Below are 18,333 nucleotides of genomic sequence, written 5' to 3'. Positions count from 1 at the left end.
TGGTGCACGACGGGGGTAGCCCCATCAACCTCGAAGCGGGTGAAGGCATGACCATCATCCAAACCAAACGCGAGGTAGGCGGCACAAAACTCGCCATGGCACTCGCCGGCCGGCACAAACCGCAGTCCGGTTCAGTCGACGGCCCCGGCTTCAAGCGCACCGCGCTTGCCGGGGTGAATTTTATCGACGAACTCGAACGCATGGTCAGCGCACGCGAATGCATCCGCGAACAAGTTGCCTGGGCGCAACCCTTCTTCGCGCGCGTGCCGAAAAACATCATGGAACACAAGCTGGTTGCACCCTGGCTCGAACCGCTGCGTTTAGAAGACTTGGACGTAGACCAAGCAGTCGGTGATCTTGGCGTGATGGACCGCTTCCGGCTTCGCATCCTGCTGGCACTGATCTCGCGCCCGGACGCGGAGCTGCTGGTGGTCGACGACATTGACCAGCTGAAAAAGATGGCGCTACGCCACGAAATCCTGCAGGACCTCACCAAGGTGGCGGCGCGCGTACCGGTCATCGTGACCACAGTGAATGAGGAGCTATGAGCGGACTACACATTGGAACAAACTTCCGGAAGTTCTTCCATGGCAAGCTCCCTCCGCTGGCACTGATTGCCATCATGTTGCTGCCGCTGCTTTTCGGCGGTCTCTTTGTTTGGAGCTACTACGACCCGCTGGGCAACTTCCACAAAGTGCCCGTGGCCCTGGTCAACTCTGACGAAGGTGAGGCCGGCCAACAGGTGGTCGATGAGCTGCTCGCGCAGTCCCCGATGGACTTCCACCTGATCAGTGCCGAAGAGGCCCGCGAGGGCGTGGACAACGGCACGTATTACATGGCCATGGAGATTCCCAAGGACTTCACCGCCGCCGCCACCAGCGTGCGTGATGAGAACCCGCACCAGGCCAAGATCAACGTCACGCTGAATGAAACCAACGGTTTCATCCCAACCATGTTGGGCAACGTGGCCAGTGGCCAGGTGGCTGAGGCCGTGTCCAGCACGGTTGGCGCGGAGGTGGTTGAACAGCTCTTCGTCGGCTTCAACACGGTCGGCGAGGGCATGGATAAGGCCGCCGATGGCGCCAGCCAGCTCGACGCCGGCGCCAAAAAGGCCGAGGATGGCGCAGGTCAGCTCGGCGCGGGCGCGGGCAAGCTGGACAACGGCATGCAGGAGTTCAACTCCAAGCTCCAGGGGTTGCCGCCCGCGGCACGCCAGCTGGACGACGGCATGGGCCAGCTTTATGACGGCGCACAGCGCCTCTCCACCGGCCTTACCTCCGCAACCGGCGGCTCGCAGCAGTTGTCGAACGGTTTGAACCAGCTCAAGCAAGGCACGGACCGCCTGGGCGCGGGCGCAGCCCAGATCGCCGGCGGCGTGGACCAGATCACCGGCTTTGCTAATTCTCTAGGCTCCGCGCAGGCCGCGCTCAACGACATCGACGCAGGCCTTGCCCAGGTCATCGCCGACCTGGACGCCTCCCCCGTCCCGGGCTCTGAGATCATTGCCAACCAGGCTCGCGCCACCCGCGCGCAGCTCAACTCGGGGGCGCTGACCACCGTTGCCGGCGTTGACCTGGTCGCCCAGATGAACCAGCTGCAGCAGGGCGCCCACGATTTGGCCAACCAGCTGCAGGACCCGACCGCCCAGTTCCGCTCCGGCATGGACCGCGCGGCCGTTGCTGCGCAGCAGCTTGCGGACGGCCTCGCGCAGCTTGAAAACGGCTCCGGCACCCTCATGGCCGGCATCACGCGCCTGAAGGACGGCACCAGCCAGCTCGTCGTCGCCGCCAACACCGCAGCCGACGCATCCTCCCAGCTTGCGGCCGGCTCCAACCAGCTGGTTGTGGGGCTTGGTTCGCTTAACGACGGCCTCGTGCAACTCTCCGACGGCACCGGCGAACTCTCCGTCAAACTTTCCGACGGCGCCCAGCAAGCCCCCCGCTGGGAAGGCGACCGCCTGAACAAGGCTGTGGACGCCGCCTCGCGCCCCGTGGTGGTCAACCAGGTTGGCGACTCCGTGACCTACTTCGGCCGCGGCCTCTCCCCCTTCTTCCTGGCCCTGTCGCTCTGGTTCGGCGGCCTGATCGCCTACATGATCTTCCCGCCGCTTTCCCGGCGCGCCATCGACTCCGGGGCGCGTGCGTACCGAGTCGCCCTCAACACCCTTATCCCCTCCTACCTCATCGGCCTTGCCCAGGTAGTGGCGCTGTGGGTCGTGCAGGTGCTGGTGCTGAAGGTGGAACCAGTCCACCCGGTCTGGATGTTCGCGGTGTTGCTGATTTCTTCCTGGTCCTTCATCACCACGATTTTTGCGTTGAATGCGTTGTTTGGGCCGTCCATAGGCAGACTGACCACTATGGCCCTGATGTCCCTGCAGCTGGTGGCATCGAACGGCCTGTACCCGCCCGAGGTGCAGCCGGAGTTCATCCAATGGATCCACAAGCTGGACCCCATGACGTACGTGGTGGACCTCACCCGCATCGCCATGTTTGGCACCACGAGTACCGACCCCCGCCTCATGCGCGGCATCATCGTGCTCGTGTGCCTGGCCGTCGGCGCTTGGGTGGCGTCGTGTCTGGCGCTTCGTTTACGACGCAACATCCGCGAAAAAGACATCCACCCCGAAATCGCCGTCTAGCGGGTGGGTCGGCTGCGTCGGCGTGGCTACGCCGTCGCCTGGCGGCTTCCCACCAGCCCGAACCGCTCCCCTTTTGAGCTAAACCCCGAATACAAGAGTACGGATAGATACCCAAAACCCCGCCTATCCGTAGTCTTCCGTTCGGGGTTTAGCTGTGCGGTTGGCTAAGCGTTTACGGCGTGAGGTTTACGGCGTGAGGTCTACGGCGTCGACTTCGGGGGCTTTCGACACGTCATAGGTGGCGCTGTTGACAATCTCCATCACCTCATCCTGGCTCAGGCCGCCGTCCCTGATGCTGAGCAGCTCCATGGTGGCCACGTTGCCCGTGGCACGCGTGCCTGCGGAAAGCAGCAGGCCATTCCACAAGTCACCGTCATTGTCGGTGTACTCGAAGAAGGACACCATCGCGTTGTCAGCACCCTGGATGTCCACGTCATCGGAACCGCGCTCTTCAACCTTGCCCGCCTGGGCGATCGCGTTGCCGCCGAGGATGATGTAATTCGTGGCGTCGGCAAGCGGAGCCTGACCACTGTCCTCTGACATGCGGATCTGCGTCACCGTCTCAACATCCAACACGCCAACAACCCACGGGTCTGGCAACTCATCCGGATCAGTAGATCGATCGTACACTTCCCAACTCTTCGGCACCTTGATTGTCAGCGGGCCGGAGTTGACCTCCACCAAGTCGGAAGCCTGCGCGGTGGTTTCTTCTGTGGCTTCTTCTGTGGTTTCTTGGGAGCTTGCTTCCGCAGTTGTCTCCTGCGTTGTCTCCGGGGACGGCTCTGGCGCTGACTCGGTCTCCGCGCAGCCGGCTAGACCTAGGGTTAGTGCCCCGACGACTGCGATTGTTACTACGTTCCTTGCGTGTTTGCTCATGAGGGCGGGTCCTCTCGCATCTATCGCTAGTACTTAGTTGCGCCATAGTACTGAAAGTTGGAGGAACCGCCCCGGAAAGCGCCTCTTTGCGCTAAACCCCGAGCGGAACACTACGTGTAGGCCCCAAAAACACGGCGTATCCGTAGTGTTCCGCTCGGGGTTTGTGCGTTCGGGGTTTGCGAGAGTGTGGGGCGAGCGCCCAAATGCGCCTCGTGGGCTAGATCCCGTTCTCGGGACCCCGTTTAGACCCCGAAAAGACGGCGAAAACGGGATCCTCCAAACGGGTTCTTTCAATCGGAGCTACTAGCAGCGTGCAGCTTCGGCGGGGCCAGGGCTGGAGCGGGGCCGGGTCTGCGGGTGGGCTTCCGGGCTAAAGGGTTAACGTTTCTTGCCTTGTCCGGGCAAGCCGGAGCTGATGGCCCAGACGCTTTTGCTTTTGGGCCACTTGCGCTTGTGTTTGCGGTTCTTCTATCCATGAGGCTTGATAGATGTTTTCGTGGTGCTGGCATTTTCTAAGCAGAATTGCCTGTAGCTAGCGCGACATATCCTCCCATTGACCTTGTGTTTTTGAATCGTGGATGCACGAAAGTTCGGCATTACTGGCTGTTGGCATCTGGGGCAAAGGACCTTTCCGTCTGATCGGACACCAAGGGCGGGGAAGGGCGCAGGATCCTCGTTGCACGCTGTTGGTCTTTGATGTGTTGTGGATCGGGGAACGTTTACGATGTCGAACTCCAGACTGAAACGGAGAAGTATCGGCTACCTCAAGGGGAAAAGAGACCAGTTCGTCTCGGCGGCGGTTGGGGTGCCACGGTTGGATATGCGCCTGGTTTCCAGAATCGCTACGGCCAAACTACGCGCACGGGACTTTGAGCGGGTATGAAAACGCGAAACCCCAACCAGACGAATCCGGTTGGGGTCCCGCTAAGTACTACTGCAAGGGGCTAAGGCGCTAGTTTTCTTCGCGCTTTGCCTCTTTCTCGGCCTTCTTGTCCTTGGCCTTGCCCACTGCCTGCTGGATGGCGTAGGAGGAGGTTGCCTCTTCCTTGCCGCATGCACGCAGCACACCGTCCAGGATGGCCAGGCCTACGGCCACGGCAGCCAGGGCGCCGCCGGCGAGAGCCAGCTGGCTTGCGTCAATGCCGCGCAGTGCAGCGTCAACGCCAGCTGCGCGTCCAGCCTTGTCCTCGTCGTAGATACCCAGGCCACGCTGCAGCGAGGTGTTCGCACGCTGGACTGCCATGTTCAGCTGCTGGTGAACCGGCTCCAGGCCCGGGATGCTGACCTGGGACAGGATGCCCAGCGGGATCAGCAGCGCCAGCGGTGCGGTCAGGCCAACGATGGACCAGATGCACTTGTCATCCAGCTTGCTGGAGCCACCCTCACCGTCTTCACGGGAAGACAGACCGTTGATGTTGACGTTGGTGGTCTTGTTGCTGACCCAGATCATTCTGACACCGTCAACCCGCTTGCCATCCTTGCGGGTGATGGTCCAGGTGCCGTCCGGGTTCTGCACGATGTTGTAGTCATCCGCATTGCCGTCGGTGATCTCGATCTTGCCGTTGCCCTTGTTGCCGCCCGGAACCGTCACGGTGATGGAACCGTCCGGGTTGCGCTTGACGTTGGAATCGGTGATCTCGATCGTGGTGTTGCCGGAGTTGTAGTCGTTCGGCGTCTTGCCGTCGCGGTCATCGGTCTCAACGGGGCCCGGCTTCGGAGCTGGGTTATTGTCGGTGATCACGATCTCGTGGGTGTTGACCACGTTGCCGTTGCCATCGCGCTCTTCGATGATCACGGTGCCCGGCTTACCCTTCGGCTTGACTTCCTTGCCGTCGATGATGACCAGGTCGCCGCCCTGACCCGGCTTCGGGGTCAGCGTGTTGCCTTCGGTGATCTCGATTTCAACAACCGTGTTGGTGTTGGTCTCGGTGGTCGTCTTGCCCGGCTTGATCTCAATCGTGTGGACGTTGACCACGTTGCCGTTGGCGTCACGCTCTTCGATGATCACGGTGCCCGGCTTGCCGGTCGGGGTGACCTTGTTGCCGTCGATAACAACCAGGTCGCCACCCTCGCGGACAACGAGCTTGTTGTTGCCGCGAACGTTGATCACGATGACGGAGTAGTTCTCAATCACGCGGGTCAGGTTGCCTGCCGGCGGGTTCTTCACGTTCAGGGTGACCTTGCCAACCAGCTGGCCGTGCTCGTTCTTCAGCTCGATGTAGACGCGGCCAGTCTTGCCCGGCTTCGGCTTAACAACAAGCTTGTCGCCCTGGCGCTCAACCGTGACGTCAGCCTGGTTCTCAACAATGTTGAAGCTCCAGCCCTCGGAGAAGGTCAGCTTGTGCTCAACGTTGTTGAAGATGTCCTTGTTCAGCTCCTGCACCACAACCGGCTGTGCCTTGATGGTGACCTGGATCTTGCCAATCACACGGCCGTGCTCATCACGGTCCTCAATGACGACGGTGCCTTCAGCGCCCTTCTTCGGGGTCAGGGTCCAGGTAGAGCCGTTCTTGTTCAGGTCGGCGTGCTCAGAACCGCTGACGATGGTCAGATCCTTGCCCGGCAGGCCGTTGATCTCCTGGGTGTTGTAGATCTCCAGGTAGCTGGTCTGAACCTGCGCCTTGAAGATGGTGATCTTGTGCGTAGCGACGAGGCGATCCTGACCGTCACGCTCCTCAACCACCACAACGCCCTCAGCATCCTGCTTAGGAACGATGATCCACTGGTTGCCGTTCTGGGTCAGCTCAACAAGGTGGCCATTCTCAGTGATGGTCAGCTTGTGGCCGGACTCGGTATTGACCTTCAGGTTGCCCAAGTTAGAGACGCGGTAGGAGAACTCCGGAGCGTCCGCATCCTGCTGGTTCCACACGACGTTGATGGAGTAGCGGTAAATCACGTTGCCATGAGCGTCTACAACCTCAACGATCGCAGCACCATTAGCGCCGTCCTTGCCGGTGATGATCAGCTGGTTGCCGTTACGGGAAACGTCGATAAGATCCTGGCCCTGAACAACCCTGTACTCCCAATTAGAGTTCTCGATGGTGATACGGCTGCTGGAGCCGTTCTCCAGGGTGAACGTGTTGTTCTTGATGGACGGGGTGGTCACCGTGATCTTGTAGTGGATCTCATTGCCGTACTTATCCGTAACAACAATGGTGTCGGTGCCGCTTGCGCCCTCCACGCCAACGATGATCAGCTTGCCGTTGCGCTCCACAACGCGGATCAGGCTGTCGCCACCAATCACGCGGTAGGAATCACCAGATTCGATGGTGATCTCAGCCTGCTGGTTGGAAACGATCTCGATCGAGCCGCCAGTGGTGATCTGGGTCTTGTACTCAATGTTGATCACGTGCTCAGACTGGGAACCATCCGGGTTGGTCACGATGACCTTGACAGTCTTGCCGTTGGAGCCCGGCTTCGGGGTGATGATGATGGTGTTGCCCTCACGACGCCACTCAACCCACTCCTCACCAATGACCTTGACGTTGGAGTTGTTCTCTACCGTGATCTTGCGGGACTGGTTGTTCCAGGACTCGAAGGACCAGAAGTAGGAGTAGAAGTAGTGCTTCTCAATCCGGGTTTCCTTCTCGCCCGGAACAACAACCGTGGTGGTGGACGGCTCATGCGTCACCGTCGTGGTGGCGGTGGTGGTCTGAGTGGTCGTCTTGGTCGTGGTCTCAGTTGCAGTCTCAGTGGTCGGCGTCGGCTTCGGATCCGGCGTCGGCTGCTCTGGGGTCGGCTTCGGATCCGGGGTGACCTCAGGGGTCGGCTCCGGCTTCGGGGTGATCTCCAGGCCCGGCTGGTAAATCGTGATCAGACGCTGCGGAGCCTTGAAGTTCACCGCAGCGGACTTGGTGTTGTAGCTCGTGGGCACCAGAACCGTGATGTACTCGTAAGACTTCACGGTGCGCTTGATCTCGTTGTGACGCGAGGTCTTAACAAAGTAGTAGTTGGTCTCCAGGTTGCCAGGCTTTGCCTGCTGGCGATGATCAACCTTGAAACCGGTCAGGTACTCAAACTCGCGGTTGGTCAGTCCACCCTTGTTGTAGTAGAAGTTCTCGCGAACACCGTTCAAGTGACCCAGGTTGTTGCCCAGCAGCGCCTGGAGAACCAGGTTCAGCTTCTGCACACGGCCGTCATTGCCTGCCTCAGCAGCCTTCATGAGCTCCTTGGTCACGTTGACTGCCGCTACGCGAATGTCCTCGTGCAGACCCAAGTTATCGCCGTAAGCACCGGACTGACCGGTGAGCTTACGGACCTCATAAGTGTGGCCCTGAACATACTTCGTTTCCGGAGCGTACAGACCAAGGTCGATGCACCAGCCGTAACCGACCGGGGACTGCATGAGACCCGAGGCGAACACGTTCGGGTTCTGAATCTCCTGGCGGATCTTCTGCTCTTCAGCGCGAGGGAAGCTCTCGTAGTAGGACAAAACCTGCCTAGTGTCGCCCCTCTGCTGCTTCTGGGTGACAGTAGAGGTAGAGGCAAAGCTAAACGCTTGAGCGGACGGTGCAACGGTTACCGTGCTCAATGCAGTGACACCCGCCACGGTTGCGGCGAGAATCTTCTTCTTCAAATTCTGAGACAAGACTGATTACTCCGTGTTGGGGTTACAGAACATTAAGAAAATACTCTGTAACACGTCATTCAAATATCAGTCAGTAACTCTACAGTAAGGTTTCTCTTATCTGACTCGAGGCTTGCGACCAGAATTTAGCCCCGGAGAACTAATCAAACCTAAAGGTACGCAAAAAGCCCTATATTCTGGCTAAACAGAATGGTGATGCGTCATATTAAACTCTCAGAAATGGGGGTCATATCAACAAAATATCCCCTATAACGGGGGTAATCTGGCACTAAGCTTAAGACTTCATGGGGTTCTGGCTGCTGGATTCTTAGATGTTGGTGTCTTGGGGGTGTCCTGAGCGTTTGCATCGCCTGCTTGACCTTGACGACGGCCGACCACCGAACAGCGCCCGAACACAAATATGCAGGGGAAGATATGCAGGAGTAATGGTCAGAGCGTTTTTTCAATAAGGCACCTGTTAATGAAAATAGTGTTCAGAAGATTGAAATGGTAGCGGTGTGGTGAGTATCTGGTAGCGCCTGAGTGTGTATCCGGTAGCGGTGTCTCACTCAGGCGTTGTTGGTGGTTATGCGTTGGTGGTCAGGCGCATGTTTGGTCCTTCGAGTGTGATGATCTCCGCACCGGAGACGAGTCGGTTGAGGATTGACTCGGAGATCACCGCATCGGGGATGGATTTGTACCACTCTTGCGGGGTGAATTGTGAGGTCACAATCGTTGAGACTTTGCTTTCACGCGCGGCGAGGATGTTGAGAAGTTGGTGCGCGGTTGCGGCATCTACAGGTGTGGTCAGGAAGTCATCGAGGACTAAGACGTCGACGTCGTGGAGGTACTGGATGAACTTTAACCGTGCGGGGTCATCGGGTTGGAGGACTGCTAGTTCGGCGGCGAGCATGTCGGTGCGGTAGAAGCGTGCGGAGTAGTCCTTGCGGCATGCTGCTGTGATCAGGGCTTGGGCGAGGTAGGTTTTGCCGACTGAGGATTTGCCCAGGATAACAATGTTTTGGCCCAGGTGGCACCATTGTCCGTGAGCGAGTCTGCTGACTTGCTCGGGGTTGATGTTGCGGTCAGGCGTGCAGACCACGTTTTCAAGGCAAGCATCAAGGTTTGGCGATCGGGATGCTTTCAGTAGTTTGTTGATGCGTCGTTCGCGCCTGGCCGCGACTTCTTTATCGAGTGCGTAGAGCACCTTTTGGGAAAACGTCCATGCGTCGAATGCGGGATCGTTGGCAATCTCGATGACGCTTTGTCCAAAGGCAGTCATCCGCAGCGCGGTGAAGTCGGGCAGGACGGACTCGTCAAGGAAGCGATCTGTTGGTGGGGTTGGTGATGACATGGGCTTAGTGTCCTTTCTTGGTGAGGTTTTCGATGCTGAACTGGTCTGCACCGCCGAGAAACGCGCCGGTGGTATCCCTGTCGGAGACTGCAGGGGCGGTGGGCTGGTTGGTTGTGGTGCTGCGCGGGGCCTGGTCTAACCCGCGGGGCCGGGTGGCGTGTTCTTTGCGTATGGCGGCCATCATGTTTTTAACCGCGGTATATGACACCGCCCGGCGGCTGCCGTCGTTGGCCATTAAGCGCTGGCATGCCTCTTCCAAGATTGGTTTGTTGCCGTGTTTGCCCATCGACAGCACGTTTCTACAGGACTGGTACGCCTGGGCTGGGATGGCTTTCGCCGCGATGAGTTCTTCGATGACCTTGCGTGTTGCCGGGCCGGTTTTGCTGGCTTCGCGATAAAAGTAGTCGCTTGTCCACAGCCCACGAGTGGAGTCCATGCCAGATGGAATGTGCTCATAGTCAGTGACATAGGCCCCACGCTTATGCGAAACTTGGTGCGTTGCCACGGTCGTGCCTTGATCAAAGACGGTCAAGACTTGCCCTGTGATGCGCACATCGACAGTGCGGCCAACAAGCTGATGCGGAACGGAGTAGCGCACCGTTGCAACCGTGATATGGAAATCTGGGGCTACTTTCGCACGCTTCCACTCGGTGTGCTGCCACGGGGTTTGCGGCAGATCAGCAAGCAGATGCTGCTCGTGTTGTTCAAAGAGATCCCTGCGGCTTGACTGCTGGCTGCGAAACGGCACGGAGGTGTTGATCGCGTCGACTAAGTCCACAATCTTTTCGTTGAGCTCGTCTACGTCAACGCACTGGTGGCCTTCAAGGGTGTGGATGACTTTGTGGGTGACGATCTTTACCGCAGCTTCCACATTTGCTTTATCCTTCGGTCGGCGCGCGCGTGTGGGAAGTGCTGCTGTGTTGTAGTGCTCTAAGAACTGCTGGTAGGTGTCGTTGACCTTCCGATTCCTATCGGCAGTACTAATCGCGTTTGATGCTGTTGACGCGTTATCGGGGACAACAACCTGACAGACTCCACCGAAGTAGTCAAACGCTTGACGATGGGCATCAAGCCAGGACTGTTGACGCTGGTCAACACACGCACACGCAAACAACATCCCTGAATACGGCAGCGAAGCGACGAAAATATTGACTTTCGCACCCGGCGTGCCCGCAGGGTCGTACAGGCGCATCTTGGTACCTGCCCAATCCACCTGCATCGTATGCCCTGGTGCATGGGTGATCCGCGCGCTAAGCCCGGCTGCATCGACATGGGAGGCAACTAGCTGGCGGAACCGGTCGTAGCTGTAATGACGCTGACCCGGCTGGGCTGGGGTGGTGGTGTAGCGAGCCCACAATACTTGCAGTGTTTGCTTCGTACGCCCTGTGCGTGCTTTGACGACCGCGTCAAAGTCAATCGGGACGAACTCGCCTTGCCCACTGGTGCGTTTGTCAACGAATATCTCGGCCAACTCGTCATCGGTCAACGCCGCGACCTGCTGGGCAGTGGTCAGGCCAAGGCTTCGCAGCGCTTGGTTCGCTCGGGAAATTGCGCGGTGCGAGCACCCAAGCTGGTCTTCAATCTGGCGGTAAGAACGCTTCCTAATCAGCAGCGTCATCACCGCACGGTAATCCGTCATAAGCGGACTCCTTCCAGTACGCGCCGCACCCGAGTGGTGCGGCTACCGGAAGTATCACCCCGAGCCCCCTGAGCTGCTACCAGATACTCACTGAAGTGCTACCAGATAGTCACGACACTGCTACCAAATAGCCGGTCGCAACAAATAGCCCGTGACCTGCAGACCTGCATATCTTCCCCTGCATATTTGTTGAAAACGAAGCTGGCTTGCCGCAAGGGCATGGGCGCTATCCGATGTTTGCTATCCGATCTTTAGGTATCGCCGTGAGCCGCCTCCACGAGGTTTAGCGAGCAGCCTGTTTTTGTAACGCTTCTACCTGCAGAAACAATGGGCTGAAGGGAACGCTGGCCGAGCGGCGGGGTGGTGGAGTTGTCCGATAACGATAAAGATCGGATAGCCGCTCGGCGGGCCTTATCCGATGTTTGTGTGCAATCACGTACAGTGGCGCCGAAGAATGCCCTAACGGCTCTGCAGCGGCATTCAAAAAATCCACACGAAATGTCCCTTAACCCGGAGCGTGCAGACAGCAAAAGGAAGACCCCCTAACCTTCCGGCTAGAGGGTCTTCCCTTATTCCTACTGTGGAGCATAGGAGAATCGAACTCCTGACATCCTGCTTGCAAAGCAGGTGCTCTACCAACTGAGCTAATGCCCCTTGCGAGTTCCTCGAGAGGATCCCGGTGGGCCTAGCAAGAATCGAACTTGCGACCTCATCGTTATCAGCGATGCGCTCTAACCGACTGAGCTATAGGCCCGTGGAACGAGATAGAACATTACCCAGCAACTTGATAACTACCAAATCGCCAGGTAGATGGCTATCTTTTTGGACTTATAACCACGCTATAACTCACGTTATAACGCTCGCTTAAACGCAACTTTAGCGGACTCGGTTGGACATTGTGTAGGTAATGCCGCCAACCATGTCTGCAATGGAGTTGTAAATCACCGCTAGAAGCGGCGAAATGACCGCGGTGAACACCACACCAATCAACCCCACCAACGCGGCGCCAGAGAGCACCAGAGCCATGTCAATGACCTGGTCCCCGCCCACGCCGCCGATCAGTGAGTTGATGGAGTCAATGACGCCAGTCTGCTCGAGGCCGAAGTAGATGAGGGTGGCCGCGAGCATCCATACGACGAAACCGACCAGCGACATGATGGTCGCCACCTTGAACACGGAGCCGACGCCGATGTGCTTGATGGCAACTTTGCGTGCAGCCATGGGCTACTCCTCGCCCTCAGGAGCCTCAGCACCAGCCTCAGCACCAGCCTCAGTGCCAGCACCAGCCTCAGCACCAGCGTCCAGCGTCTTCTGGCCGGTTGCCACTGCGGTTGCTTCCTCTTCGCCTTCGTCCTCAACGTTGCGGTCGATGGCGAGCAGCTCCACGCCGTCTGCAAGGTCGACCAGGCGCACGCCCATGGTTGCGCGAGAGGACGGACGGATCTGGTCCACCTCGGTGCGGATCACGCCGCCGGCGGAGGTGATGGCGAAGATCTGGTCTTCCTCCTCCACAGCCAGGGCGCCGATGAGCTTGCCGCGCTTCGGGGTGTACTTGAACGTCATCACACCCATGCCACCGCGGCCCTGGGTGTTGTACTCCTCAATCGCGGTGCGCTTGCCGTAGCCGCCGGAGGTGGCAACCAGCAGGAATTCGCCGTCCTTGGCCACGGCCATGGACAGCAGCTGGTCGTCCCCACGGAATCGCATGCCCTTCACACCGGCGGTTGCGCGGCCCATTGGGCGTAGCTGCTCATCGTCGGCAGTAAAGCGGATGGCCTGTCCCTGTTCGGAGACCAGCAGCAGGTCATCGTCCTCACCGGCAAGTACGGCGCCGATGAGGGCATCGCCCTCGTTCAGGTTGATGGCAATCAGGCCTGCGGAACGCGCGGACTCGTAGTCGGAGAGGCGGGACTTCTTCACGCGGCCGTCGCGAGTAGCAAGCACCAGGTACGGCGCATCCTCGTAGGACTGGATCTGAATGATCTGTGCGATCTTCTCCTCCGGCTGGAACTCCAGCAGGTTAGCCACGTGCTGGCCACGTGCAGTGCGGCCGGCCTCCGGCAGCTCGTACGCCTTCAGGCGGTACACGCGGCCGAAGTTGGTGAAGAACAGAATCCAGTCGTGCGTGGAGCAGATGAAGAAGTTCTTCACCACGTCGTCCTGCTTCAGCTCAGCGCCGCGGACACCCTTGCCGCCGCGCTTCTGGGACTTGTACGCGTCCACCTTCGTGCGCTTGGCGTAGCCGGTGGCCGTGATGGTCACCACCACGTTCTCGCGGGCGATCAGGTCCTCCTCCGTCACGTCGCCGGTTGCGGCAACGATCTGGGTGCGGCGCTCATCGCCGTACTTGTCCACGATCTCCTTGAGCTCCTCGCCCACAATCGCGCGCTGGCGCTCCGGCTTGGCCAGGATGTCCTTGTAATCGGCGATCTGCAGCTCGATCTCGGCCAAGTCGTCGATAATCTTCTGGCGCTCCAACGCAGCCAGGCGACGCAGCTGCATTGCGAGGATTTCGTTGGCTTGGATCTCGTCAACGTCGAGAAGCGAAATGAGCCCCTGCCTAGCTTCATCCACCGTGCGGGAACCGCGGATGAGCGCAATGACCTCATCCAGCATGTCCAGGGCCTTGACCAGGCCGCGCAGGATGTGGGCGCGCTTCTCAGCTTCGTCCAGACGGTACTGGGTACGGCGGACAATGACCTCGATCTGGTGCTTCACGTAGAAGCGCAGCATCTGGTCCAGGCGCAGCGTGCGCGGCACACCGTCCACAATGGAAAGCATGTTGGCGGAGAAGTTCGTCTCCAGCGCAGAGTGCTTGTACAGGTTGTTCAGCACCACGCGCGGCACAGCGTCACGTTTCAACGTGACCACGATGCGCATGCCCACGCGATCCGAAGACTCATCATCAATCGCGGAAATGCCCGCCATCTTGCCTTCGTTGATCTGGGTGGCAATGCTCTGGATGAAGTTATCCGGGTTCACCTGGTACGGAAGCTCCGTAATGGTGATGACCTGGCGCTTGCCCACCTCTTCAATCTCCGTGACACCGCGCATGCGGATGGAGCCGCGGCCGGTGGTGTAGGCATCCTTGATGCCAGAGTCGCCCACGATCAGGCCGGCGGTTGGGAAGTCCGGGCCCTTCACGCGCTCCATAACCGCGTCCAGGGTGGTCTGGTCATCTGCGTCGTGGTTGTCCAGGATCCAGTAGATCGCCTCCGCCAACTCGTTCAAGTTGTGTGGCGGGATGTTGGTGGCCATACCCACGGCAATACCGTTGGAGCCGTTCATCAGCAGGTTCGGCACACGGCTTGGAAGCACCGTGGGCTCCTGCGTCTTCGAGTCGAAGTTGGGCGCGAAATCCACGGAGTTTTCGCGAATGTCACGCACCATCTCCATCGCAATCGGGGTGAGCTTGCACTCCGTGTAACGCATGGCGGCCGGGCCGTCATTACCCGGGGAGCCGAAGTTGCCCTGACCGTCTACCAGCGGGTAGCGCATCGCCCACGGCTGAGCCATGCGCACCAGGGTGTCGTAGATGGCGCTGTCGCCGTGCGGGTGGTAATTACTCATCGTCTCGCCGACGGCCTTCACACTCTTGACGTAAGAGCGCTCGGGGCGGAAACCCGCGTCATACATCGCGTAGATCACGCGGCGGTGCACCGGCTTCATACCGTCGCGCACCTCGGGGAGTGCACGGCCCACGATCACGCTCATGGCGTAATCGATGTAGCTGGTCTGCATCTCCTCGTTGATATCAATGGGTTGGATGCGGTCGAAACCGTCACCACTCAAAGTGTCATCTGCCATAGGCGCCATTCTAGCCCCCTTCCTAGGCCTTGAGCTGGTGCGGCGTGGTATCACTTTGGTATGGCTATGACATTGCGACTCACCACAGAAGAGGACAAAGCCCTCGTTTTATTGGCCTCCGCGTGGGGCTGCTCCAAACAGGAAGCCGCCCGCCGCGCCGTGGTCACCGCCGCCACCCGCATGCTGGACACGGCGGCCGTCCAGGCACTCGCCCGCGACATGATCCCGGAGTACCGCTCCACCGAATCCCGCATCCGCCAGGCCCGCGCATGAGAAACTTCACAGGCGAGCAGCTCCTGGCCATCGCGGACGAATTTTGTCCTATATATAAGGTGCAAATCCGCTCATTTGCAGCAATCGCCGCCTGCGCCGCCATCCCCGGCGCCCGCCTGCACGGCGTGCCTGTGTGCCAATCACCGCAGGAAGGGGCCTTTTTGCTTGCCGACGCCATACGCAACCTCTCCCCACTAACCTCCCACAACCCAGCGTTTGCAGATGTTGCACGCGATGTGTACCTGCGCTGGGCCAACGAAGTCGGCTGACAATTTGGGCGCAGCGTCTTACACTGGGCTGGAACCACCCTGAAAATCCTGAAAGTACACAGTAATGAAGCTGAATAAGCATGTCATCGCCCTGGCCACCACCACCGCCCTGATCGGCGCTGGCCTGGCCGTCCCAACCTCCAACGCCCAAGACAACGTGCAGCCGTTCGCTGCGATCACCGCGGCATCTGCAGACAGCGCGGCCGTAGAGGGCTTCACCTGGCCAGAAGAGGACATCACCGCAGGTGGTGAGGCGAAGGTCACGCCTTCGAAGGCCGCTCCCGATGCGGATACGTACCGCTTTGTCGGCCCTGCCGACGGCCTGGGCTACACCTTCACCACTAACGAGAAGACAGGTGAGGTCACCGTCAAGGCGCCGCTTAACGCGGAGCCCGGCGGCGGCGTCAAATTCACCATCCAGGTGTACAAGCTCAACGCTAAAGCGAAGAAGTACGAGAAGGCTGGTGAGTACCAAACCTCCGTCAACGTTGTAAAGGGCGGCGACAACCAGGCCACAAAGTACGCAGTTTCCTACGATCCACTGACGGTCAAGGAGGGCGAGAGCAAGGTTGCCGCCAACAAGGCAAAGACGTTGCCGAAGGGCACGATGTTCTCCGTTGTATTCGCCCCTGAGCAGTTCAACGTGTCTGTGAATAACCAGGGCCACGTCACCGTAACCCCGGGTTCCAAGGTGGGCGCAGGCTCCACGGCAACCGCACGGATCAAGGTGACCTACCCGGACACCTCCGTTGCGTACACCGACCTGAAGATCACGGTTTCTGACAAGGACGGCAACACCACCCCGCACACTGAGCGCGACACCGCAAAGTACTCCCCCACCTGGCCAGATACCACTGAGCTGGATGGCAATGCGGGCGCCGCCAAGACCGCCACGCGCTCCGGTGATGTACCGGCCGGCACCACCTTCAAGCTGCGTGAAGACCTGCTGAGCAACCTCGGCGACTACGTCAACATCGAGGTAGCAGCCAACGGCAACGTCACCGTCTCCCCGAAAACGCCGGTCAAGGCCGGTTTCGCCTTCAACGTCCCCGTGGAAGTGACCTACCCGGATGCCTCCCACACCACCAAGGCAGTCCCGTTCAAGGTGACCAAGGACGGCCAGTGGCAAAGCCAGCAGGCCAAGGTGACTTACCCGGACATCACCACCCCGGCGGATAAGGCTGGCACCTCCACACCCACGGGTCAGTGGCCGGAGGGCACCAAGTTCGCTTCCCACAGCAAGCTGCCGGACGGCTGGACCTTCAGCGTCAACGAAACCACCGGTGAAGCGACCATCAAGGCCGCCCCGAACTCCTCCGCCGGGCTGAGCGGCACCGCGTTCGTCCTTGCCACCTTCCCAGACGGCACCAACAACGCCTACCCGGTGAAGTTCACAACCGCAGAGCCTTCCAAGAAGCTTGCCGACGCCCACGAGGTCTCCTACCCCGCCACCACCGTAACCGCCGGCAAATCCACCAAGATCGCTCCGAAGATCACGCCTGCGGCTCCGGCCGGCACCAAATTCTTTGGCCCGAACCAGGACAAGGACGGTCTGAAGATCAGCACCAATGAGGCAACCGGCGAGGTAACCATCAGCGTTGCTGCAGGTACCGGCGCTGGCACCGCGGAGATCCCCGTGACGGTGCGTTACACGGACGGTACTTCCAAGAAGGTGTCGTTCAAGCTGACGATCGAGCCAGCGGCCACCACCAAGCCGACTGACCCGACTACCGAACCGACGTCCGAGCCCTCCGAGCCAACGCCGCCGACGTCCGAACCGACCCCGCCGACGAGCGAGCCAACGTCCGAGCCAACCCCGCCGACGTCTGAGCCGACCCCGCCGACGTCGCCAAGCGAGAGGCCCTCGCAGGATGGCTCCTCCGGTTCTTCGGAGAACAACGTTGGCCTGATCGTGGGCATTTTGGTAACCATCCTGGTTGCCATCGGCGGTGCGATTGCCGCGCTGCCGATGCTGCAGAACTTCCGTTTCTAGCCGCTGCCTAACACCCCAAACCGGTGGTTCACCGCCTACAGTGTGAACCATCGGTTTTTCGTTCTGCCTTGAACCATGAGGTGTTTTTATGAAGAGGGTCGCAACTGCCGCGCTGGTGCTGGCTGTGTCTGCTTCCGCCGTTAGCGTCACCCCGGCGCATGCGCAGGCGGGGATTTTTGAGCTGTCGAGTGGCTCCAGCAAGGGCTCGTCAAAGATTGACTATGAGAAGGATCCCAACGATCCTTCCATCGAAGTGCCTAAGAAAACCCCGCTGGGCAGCGCATATACCGGCAGTGCCCCGCTTTCCATCGCTCTGGCTGTTGGCCTGACTGCCTTGGCCGTGCAGCTGGTTGTGGATGCAGTGCCGCCACTGCGCCAGGCAGTTGATGACGCCGCTCGCGCCGCTGGACTTGAGTGGGTGCAGGGTTCCTCCGAGGGCAACCGCATTTTCGACGTCCCCGCGTGGATCACCTTCGCCCAAAAGCTGCAGGGCAACGTTCAGATGCCGCTGATGCCGTAGCGCTGTTGGTTTTTGGGGCTCCCCCGCTGGCATTCCTGACAAATCATGCAGCGGGCCCTTGCTGACCGGACCACGACCTGGGCAAACGCAAACTGCGTTGTCAGATTTGTCAGGATCCCCTCGGGCCCACTGACAAATGCGACATCCCGACGCACCCTAAATTTTTAAACGCCCAGGTCAGAGACTTTTCGCCAAAATAGCGTGATCAGATTTGTCAGCGCACCACCCAAGCGCGGTAACTGCAGCCTCAATTTCGGCACTAATTTGACCTAAGTCCACATTCACCGCATTCAGGGGACTCCCAGTTGCCCCGACGGTGTTACGCATGTTACTGTTGTTGCCGTTGTGGTTACAGTGACTTGTAGGTAACAGGGTGCTGTGGTGGAAGAACTACGAC

12 protein-coding genes and 2 tRNA genes are annotated in these 18,333 nt (G+C 59.5%); 6 read left to right on the top strand and 8 right to left on the bottom strand.

The annotated features are described in order from the left end of the window. The first annotated feature begins 47 nt into the window (after positions 1-47). Both I6I71_RS03155 and I6I71_RS03150 read left to right on the top strand, forming a co-directional pair. On the top strand, positions 48-548 hold the full coding sequence (locus I6I71_RS03155; RefSeq protein ID WP_236587374.1) for a hypothetical protein: 501 nt from the start codon (positions 48-50) through the stop codon (positions 546-548). Next, positions 545-2,638, top strand: a complete 2,094-nt coding sequence (locus I6I71_RS03150; protein WP_052205662.1) for a YhgE/Pip domain-containing protein — start codon at positions 545-547, stop codon at positions 2,636-2,638. Before I6I71_RS03155 ends, I6I71_RS03150 begins: the two co-directional genes overlap by 4 nt. 186 nt (positions 2,639-2,824) lie before the next feature. On the opposite strand, the gene I6I71_RS03145 is transcribed toward I6I71_RS03150, so the two are convergent. From I6I71_RS03145 to gyrA, 8 genes are all read right to left on the bottom strand, one after another. Continuing rightward, positions 2,825-3,514, bottom strand: coding sequence for a hypothetical protein (locus I6I71_RS03145; RefSeq protein WP_201822179.1), 690 nt, complete (start codon positions 3,512-3,514; stop codon positions 2,825-2,827). Positions 3,515-4,466: 952 nt separating this feature from the next. Then, complete coding sequence (locus I6I71_RS03140; RefSeq protein ID WP_201822177.1) at positions 4,467-8,102, bottom strand: hypothetical protein; 3,636 nt, start codon at positions 8,100-8,102, stop codon at positions 4,467-4,469. A 565-nt stretch (positions 8,103-8,667) separates the two neighbouring features. Then, entirely contained in the window at positions 8,668-9,435 is a 768-nt protein-coding gene (locus I6I71_RS03135) for an ATP-binding protein (protein WP_201822175.1), read from the bottom strand. 4 nt (positions 9,436-9,439) lie between these two features. Continuing rightward, positions 9,440-11,074, bottom strand: a complete 1,635-nt coding sequence (istA, locus tag I6I71_RS03130) for an IS21 family transposase (protein ID WP_201822173.1) — start codon at positions 11,072-11,074, stop codon at positions 9,440-9,442. Between the two features lie 581 nt (positions 11,075-11,655). Beyond that, positions 11,656-11,728, bottom strand: a tRNA-Ala gene (locus I6I71_RS03125). A gap of 26 nt (positions 11,729-11,754) precedes the next feature. Then, positions 11,755-11,828: transfer RNA gene (locus I6I71_RS03120), tRNA-Ile, on the bottom strand. A gap of 122 nt (positions 11,829-11,950) precedes the next feature. Beyond that, the gene (locus I6I71_RS03115) at positions 11,951-12,295 is read right to left on the bottom strand and encodes a DUF3566 domain-containing protein (protein WP_052205665.1); all 345 of its coding nucleotides are present in this window, start codon (positions 12,293-12,295) and stop codon (positions 11,951-11,953) included. Between the two features lie 3 nt (positions 12,296-12,298). Then, on the bottom strand, positions 12,299-14,881 hold the full coding sequence (gene gyrA / locus I6I71_RS03110; protein ID WP_201822171.1) for a DNA gyrase subunit A: 2,583 nt from the start codon (positions 14,879-14,881) through the stop codon (positions 12,299-12,301). 60 nt (positions 14,882-14,941) lie between these two features. On the opposite strand from gyrA, the gene I6I71_RS03105 reads away from it, so the two are divergent. The 4 genes from I6I71_RS03105 (at position 14,942) to I6I71_RS03090 (ending at position 17,936) form a co-directional block, all read left to right on the top strand. After that, complete coding sequence (locus I6I71_RS03105) at positions 14,942-15,154, top strand: CopG family transcriptional regulator (RefSeq protein WP_201822169.1); 213 nt, start codon at positions 14,942-14,944, stop codon at positions 15,152-15,154. Further along, positions 15,151-15,423 (top strand): TetR family transcriptional regulator, encoded by a 273-nt coding sequence (locus I6I71_RS03100; protein ID WP_201822167.1) that lies wholly within the window; start codon positions 15,151-15,153, stop codon positions 15,421-15,423. The genes I6I71_RS03105 and I6I71_RS03100 overlap by 4 nt, the downstream gene beginning before the upstream one ends. 64 nt (positions 15,424-15,487) lie before the next feature. Beyond that, a complete protein-coding gene (locus I6I71_RS03095) occupies positions 15,488-17,416 on the top strand; it encodes a Rib/alpha-like domain-containing protein (protein WP_201822165.1) in 1,929 nt (642 codons plus the stop codon). A gap of 88 nt (positions 17,417-17,504) precedes the next feature. After that, positions 17,505-17,936: a hypothetical protein gene (locus I6I71_RS03090; protein ID WP_201822163.1), complete on the top strand. Its 432-nt coding sequence runs from the start codon at positions 17,505-17,507 to the stop codon at positions 17,934-17,936. Positions 17,937-18,333 lie beyond the last annotated feature (397 nt).

The sequence above is a fragment of the Corynebacterium riegelii genome (assembly GCF_016728505.1).
GTDB lineage: Bacteria > Actinomycetota > Actinomycetes > Mycobacteriales > Mycobacteriaceae > Corynebacterium > Corynebacterium riegelii.
Note: the sequence above shows the minus strand (reverse complement) of the source record. Positions and strands in the feature narration are given on the sequence as shown.

What these genes read in the sequence shown, in the direction of transcription:
- I6I71_RS03155 (WP_236587374.1), top strand. Translation starts at nt 48, where the DNA reads ATGACCATCATCCAAACCAAACGCGAGGTAGGCGGCACAAAACTCGCC.
- I6I71_RS03150 (WP_052205662.1), top strand. Translation starts at nt 545, where the DNA reads ATGAGCGGACTACACATTGGAACAAACTTCCGGAAGTTCTTCCATGGC.
- I6I71_RS03145 (WP_201822179.1), bottom strand. Translation starts at nt 3,514, where the DNA reads ATGAGCAAACACGCAAGGAACGTAGTAACAATCGCAGTCGTCGGGGCA.
- I6I71_RS03135 (WP_201822175.1), bottom strand. Translation starts at nt 9,435, where the DNA reads ATGTCATCACCAACCCCACCAACAGATCGCTTCCTTGACGAGTCCGTC.
- istA (WP_201822173.1), bottom strand. Translation starts at nt 11,074, where the DNA reads ATGACGGATTACCGTGCGGTGATGACGCTGCTGATTAGGAAGCGTTCT.
- I6I71_RS03115 (WP_052205665.1), bottom strand. Translation starts at nt 12,295, where the DNA reads ATGGCTGCACGCAAAGTTGCCATCAAGCACATCGGCGTCGGCTCCGTG.
- gyrA (WP_201822171.1), bottom strand. Translation starts at nt 14,881, where the DNA reads ATGGCAGATGACACTTTGAGTGGTGACGGTTTCGACCGCATCCAACCC.
- I6I71_RS03105 (WP_201822169.1), top strand. Translation starts at nt 14,942, where the DNA reads ATGGCTATGACATTGCGACTCACCACAGAAGAGGACAAAGCCCTCGTT.
- I6I71_RS03100 (WP_201822167.1), top strand. Translation starts at nt 15,151, where the DNA reads ATGAGAAACTTCACAGGCGAGCAGCTCCTGGCCATCGCGGACGAATTT.
- I6I71_RS03095 (WP_201822165.1), top strand. Translation starts at nt 15,488, where the DNA reads ATGAAGCTGAATAAGCATGTCATCGCCCTGGCCACCACCACCGCCCTG.
- I6I71_RS03090 (WP_201822163.1), top strand. Translation starts at nt 17,505, where the DNA reads ATGAAGAGGGTCGCAACTGCCGCGCTGGTGCTGGCTGTGTCTGCTTCC.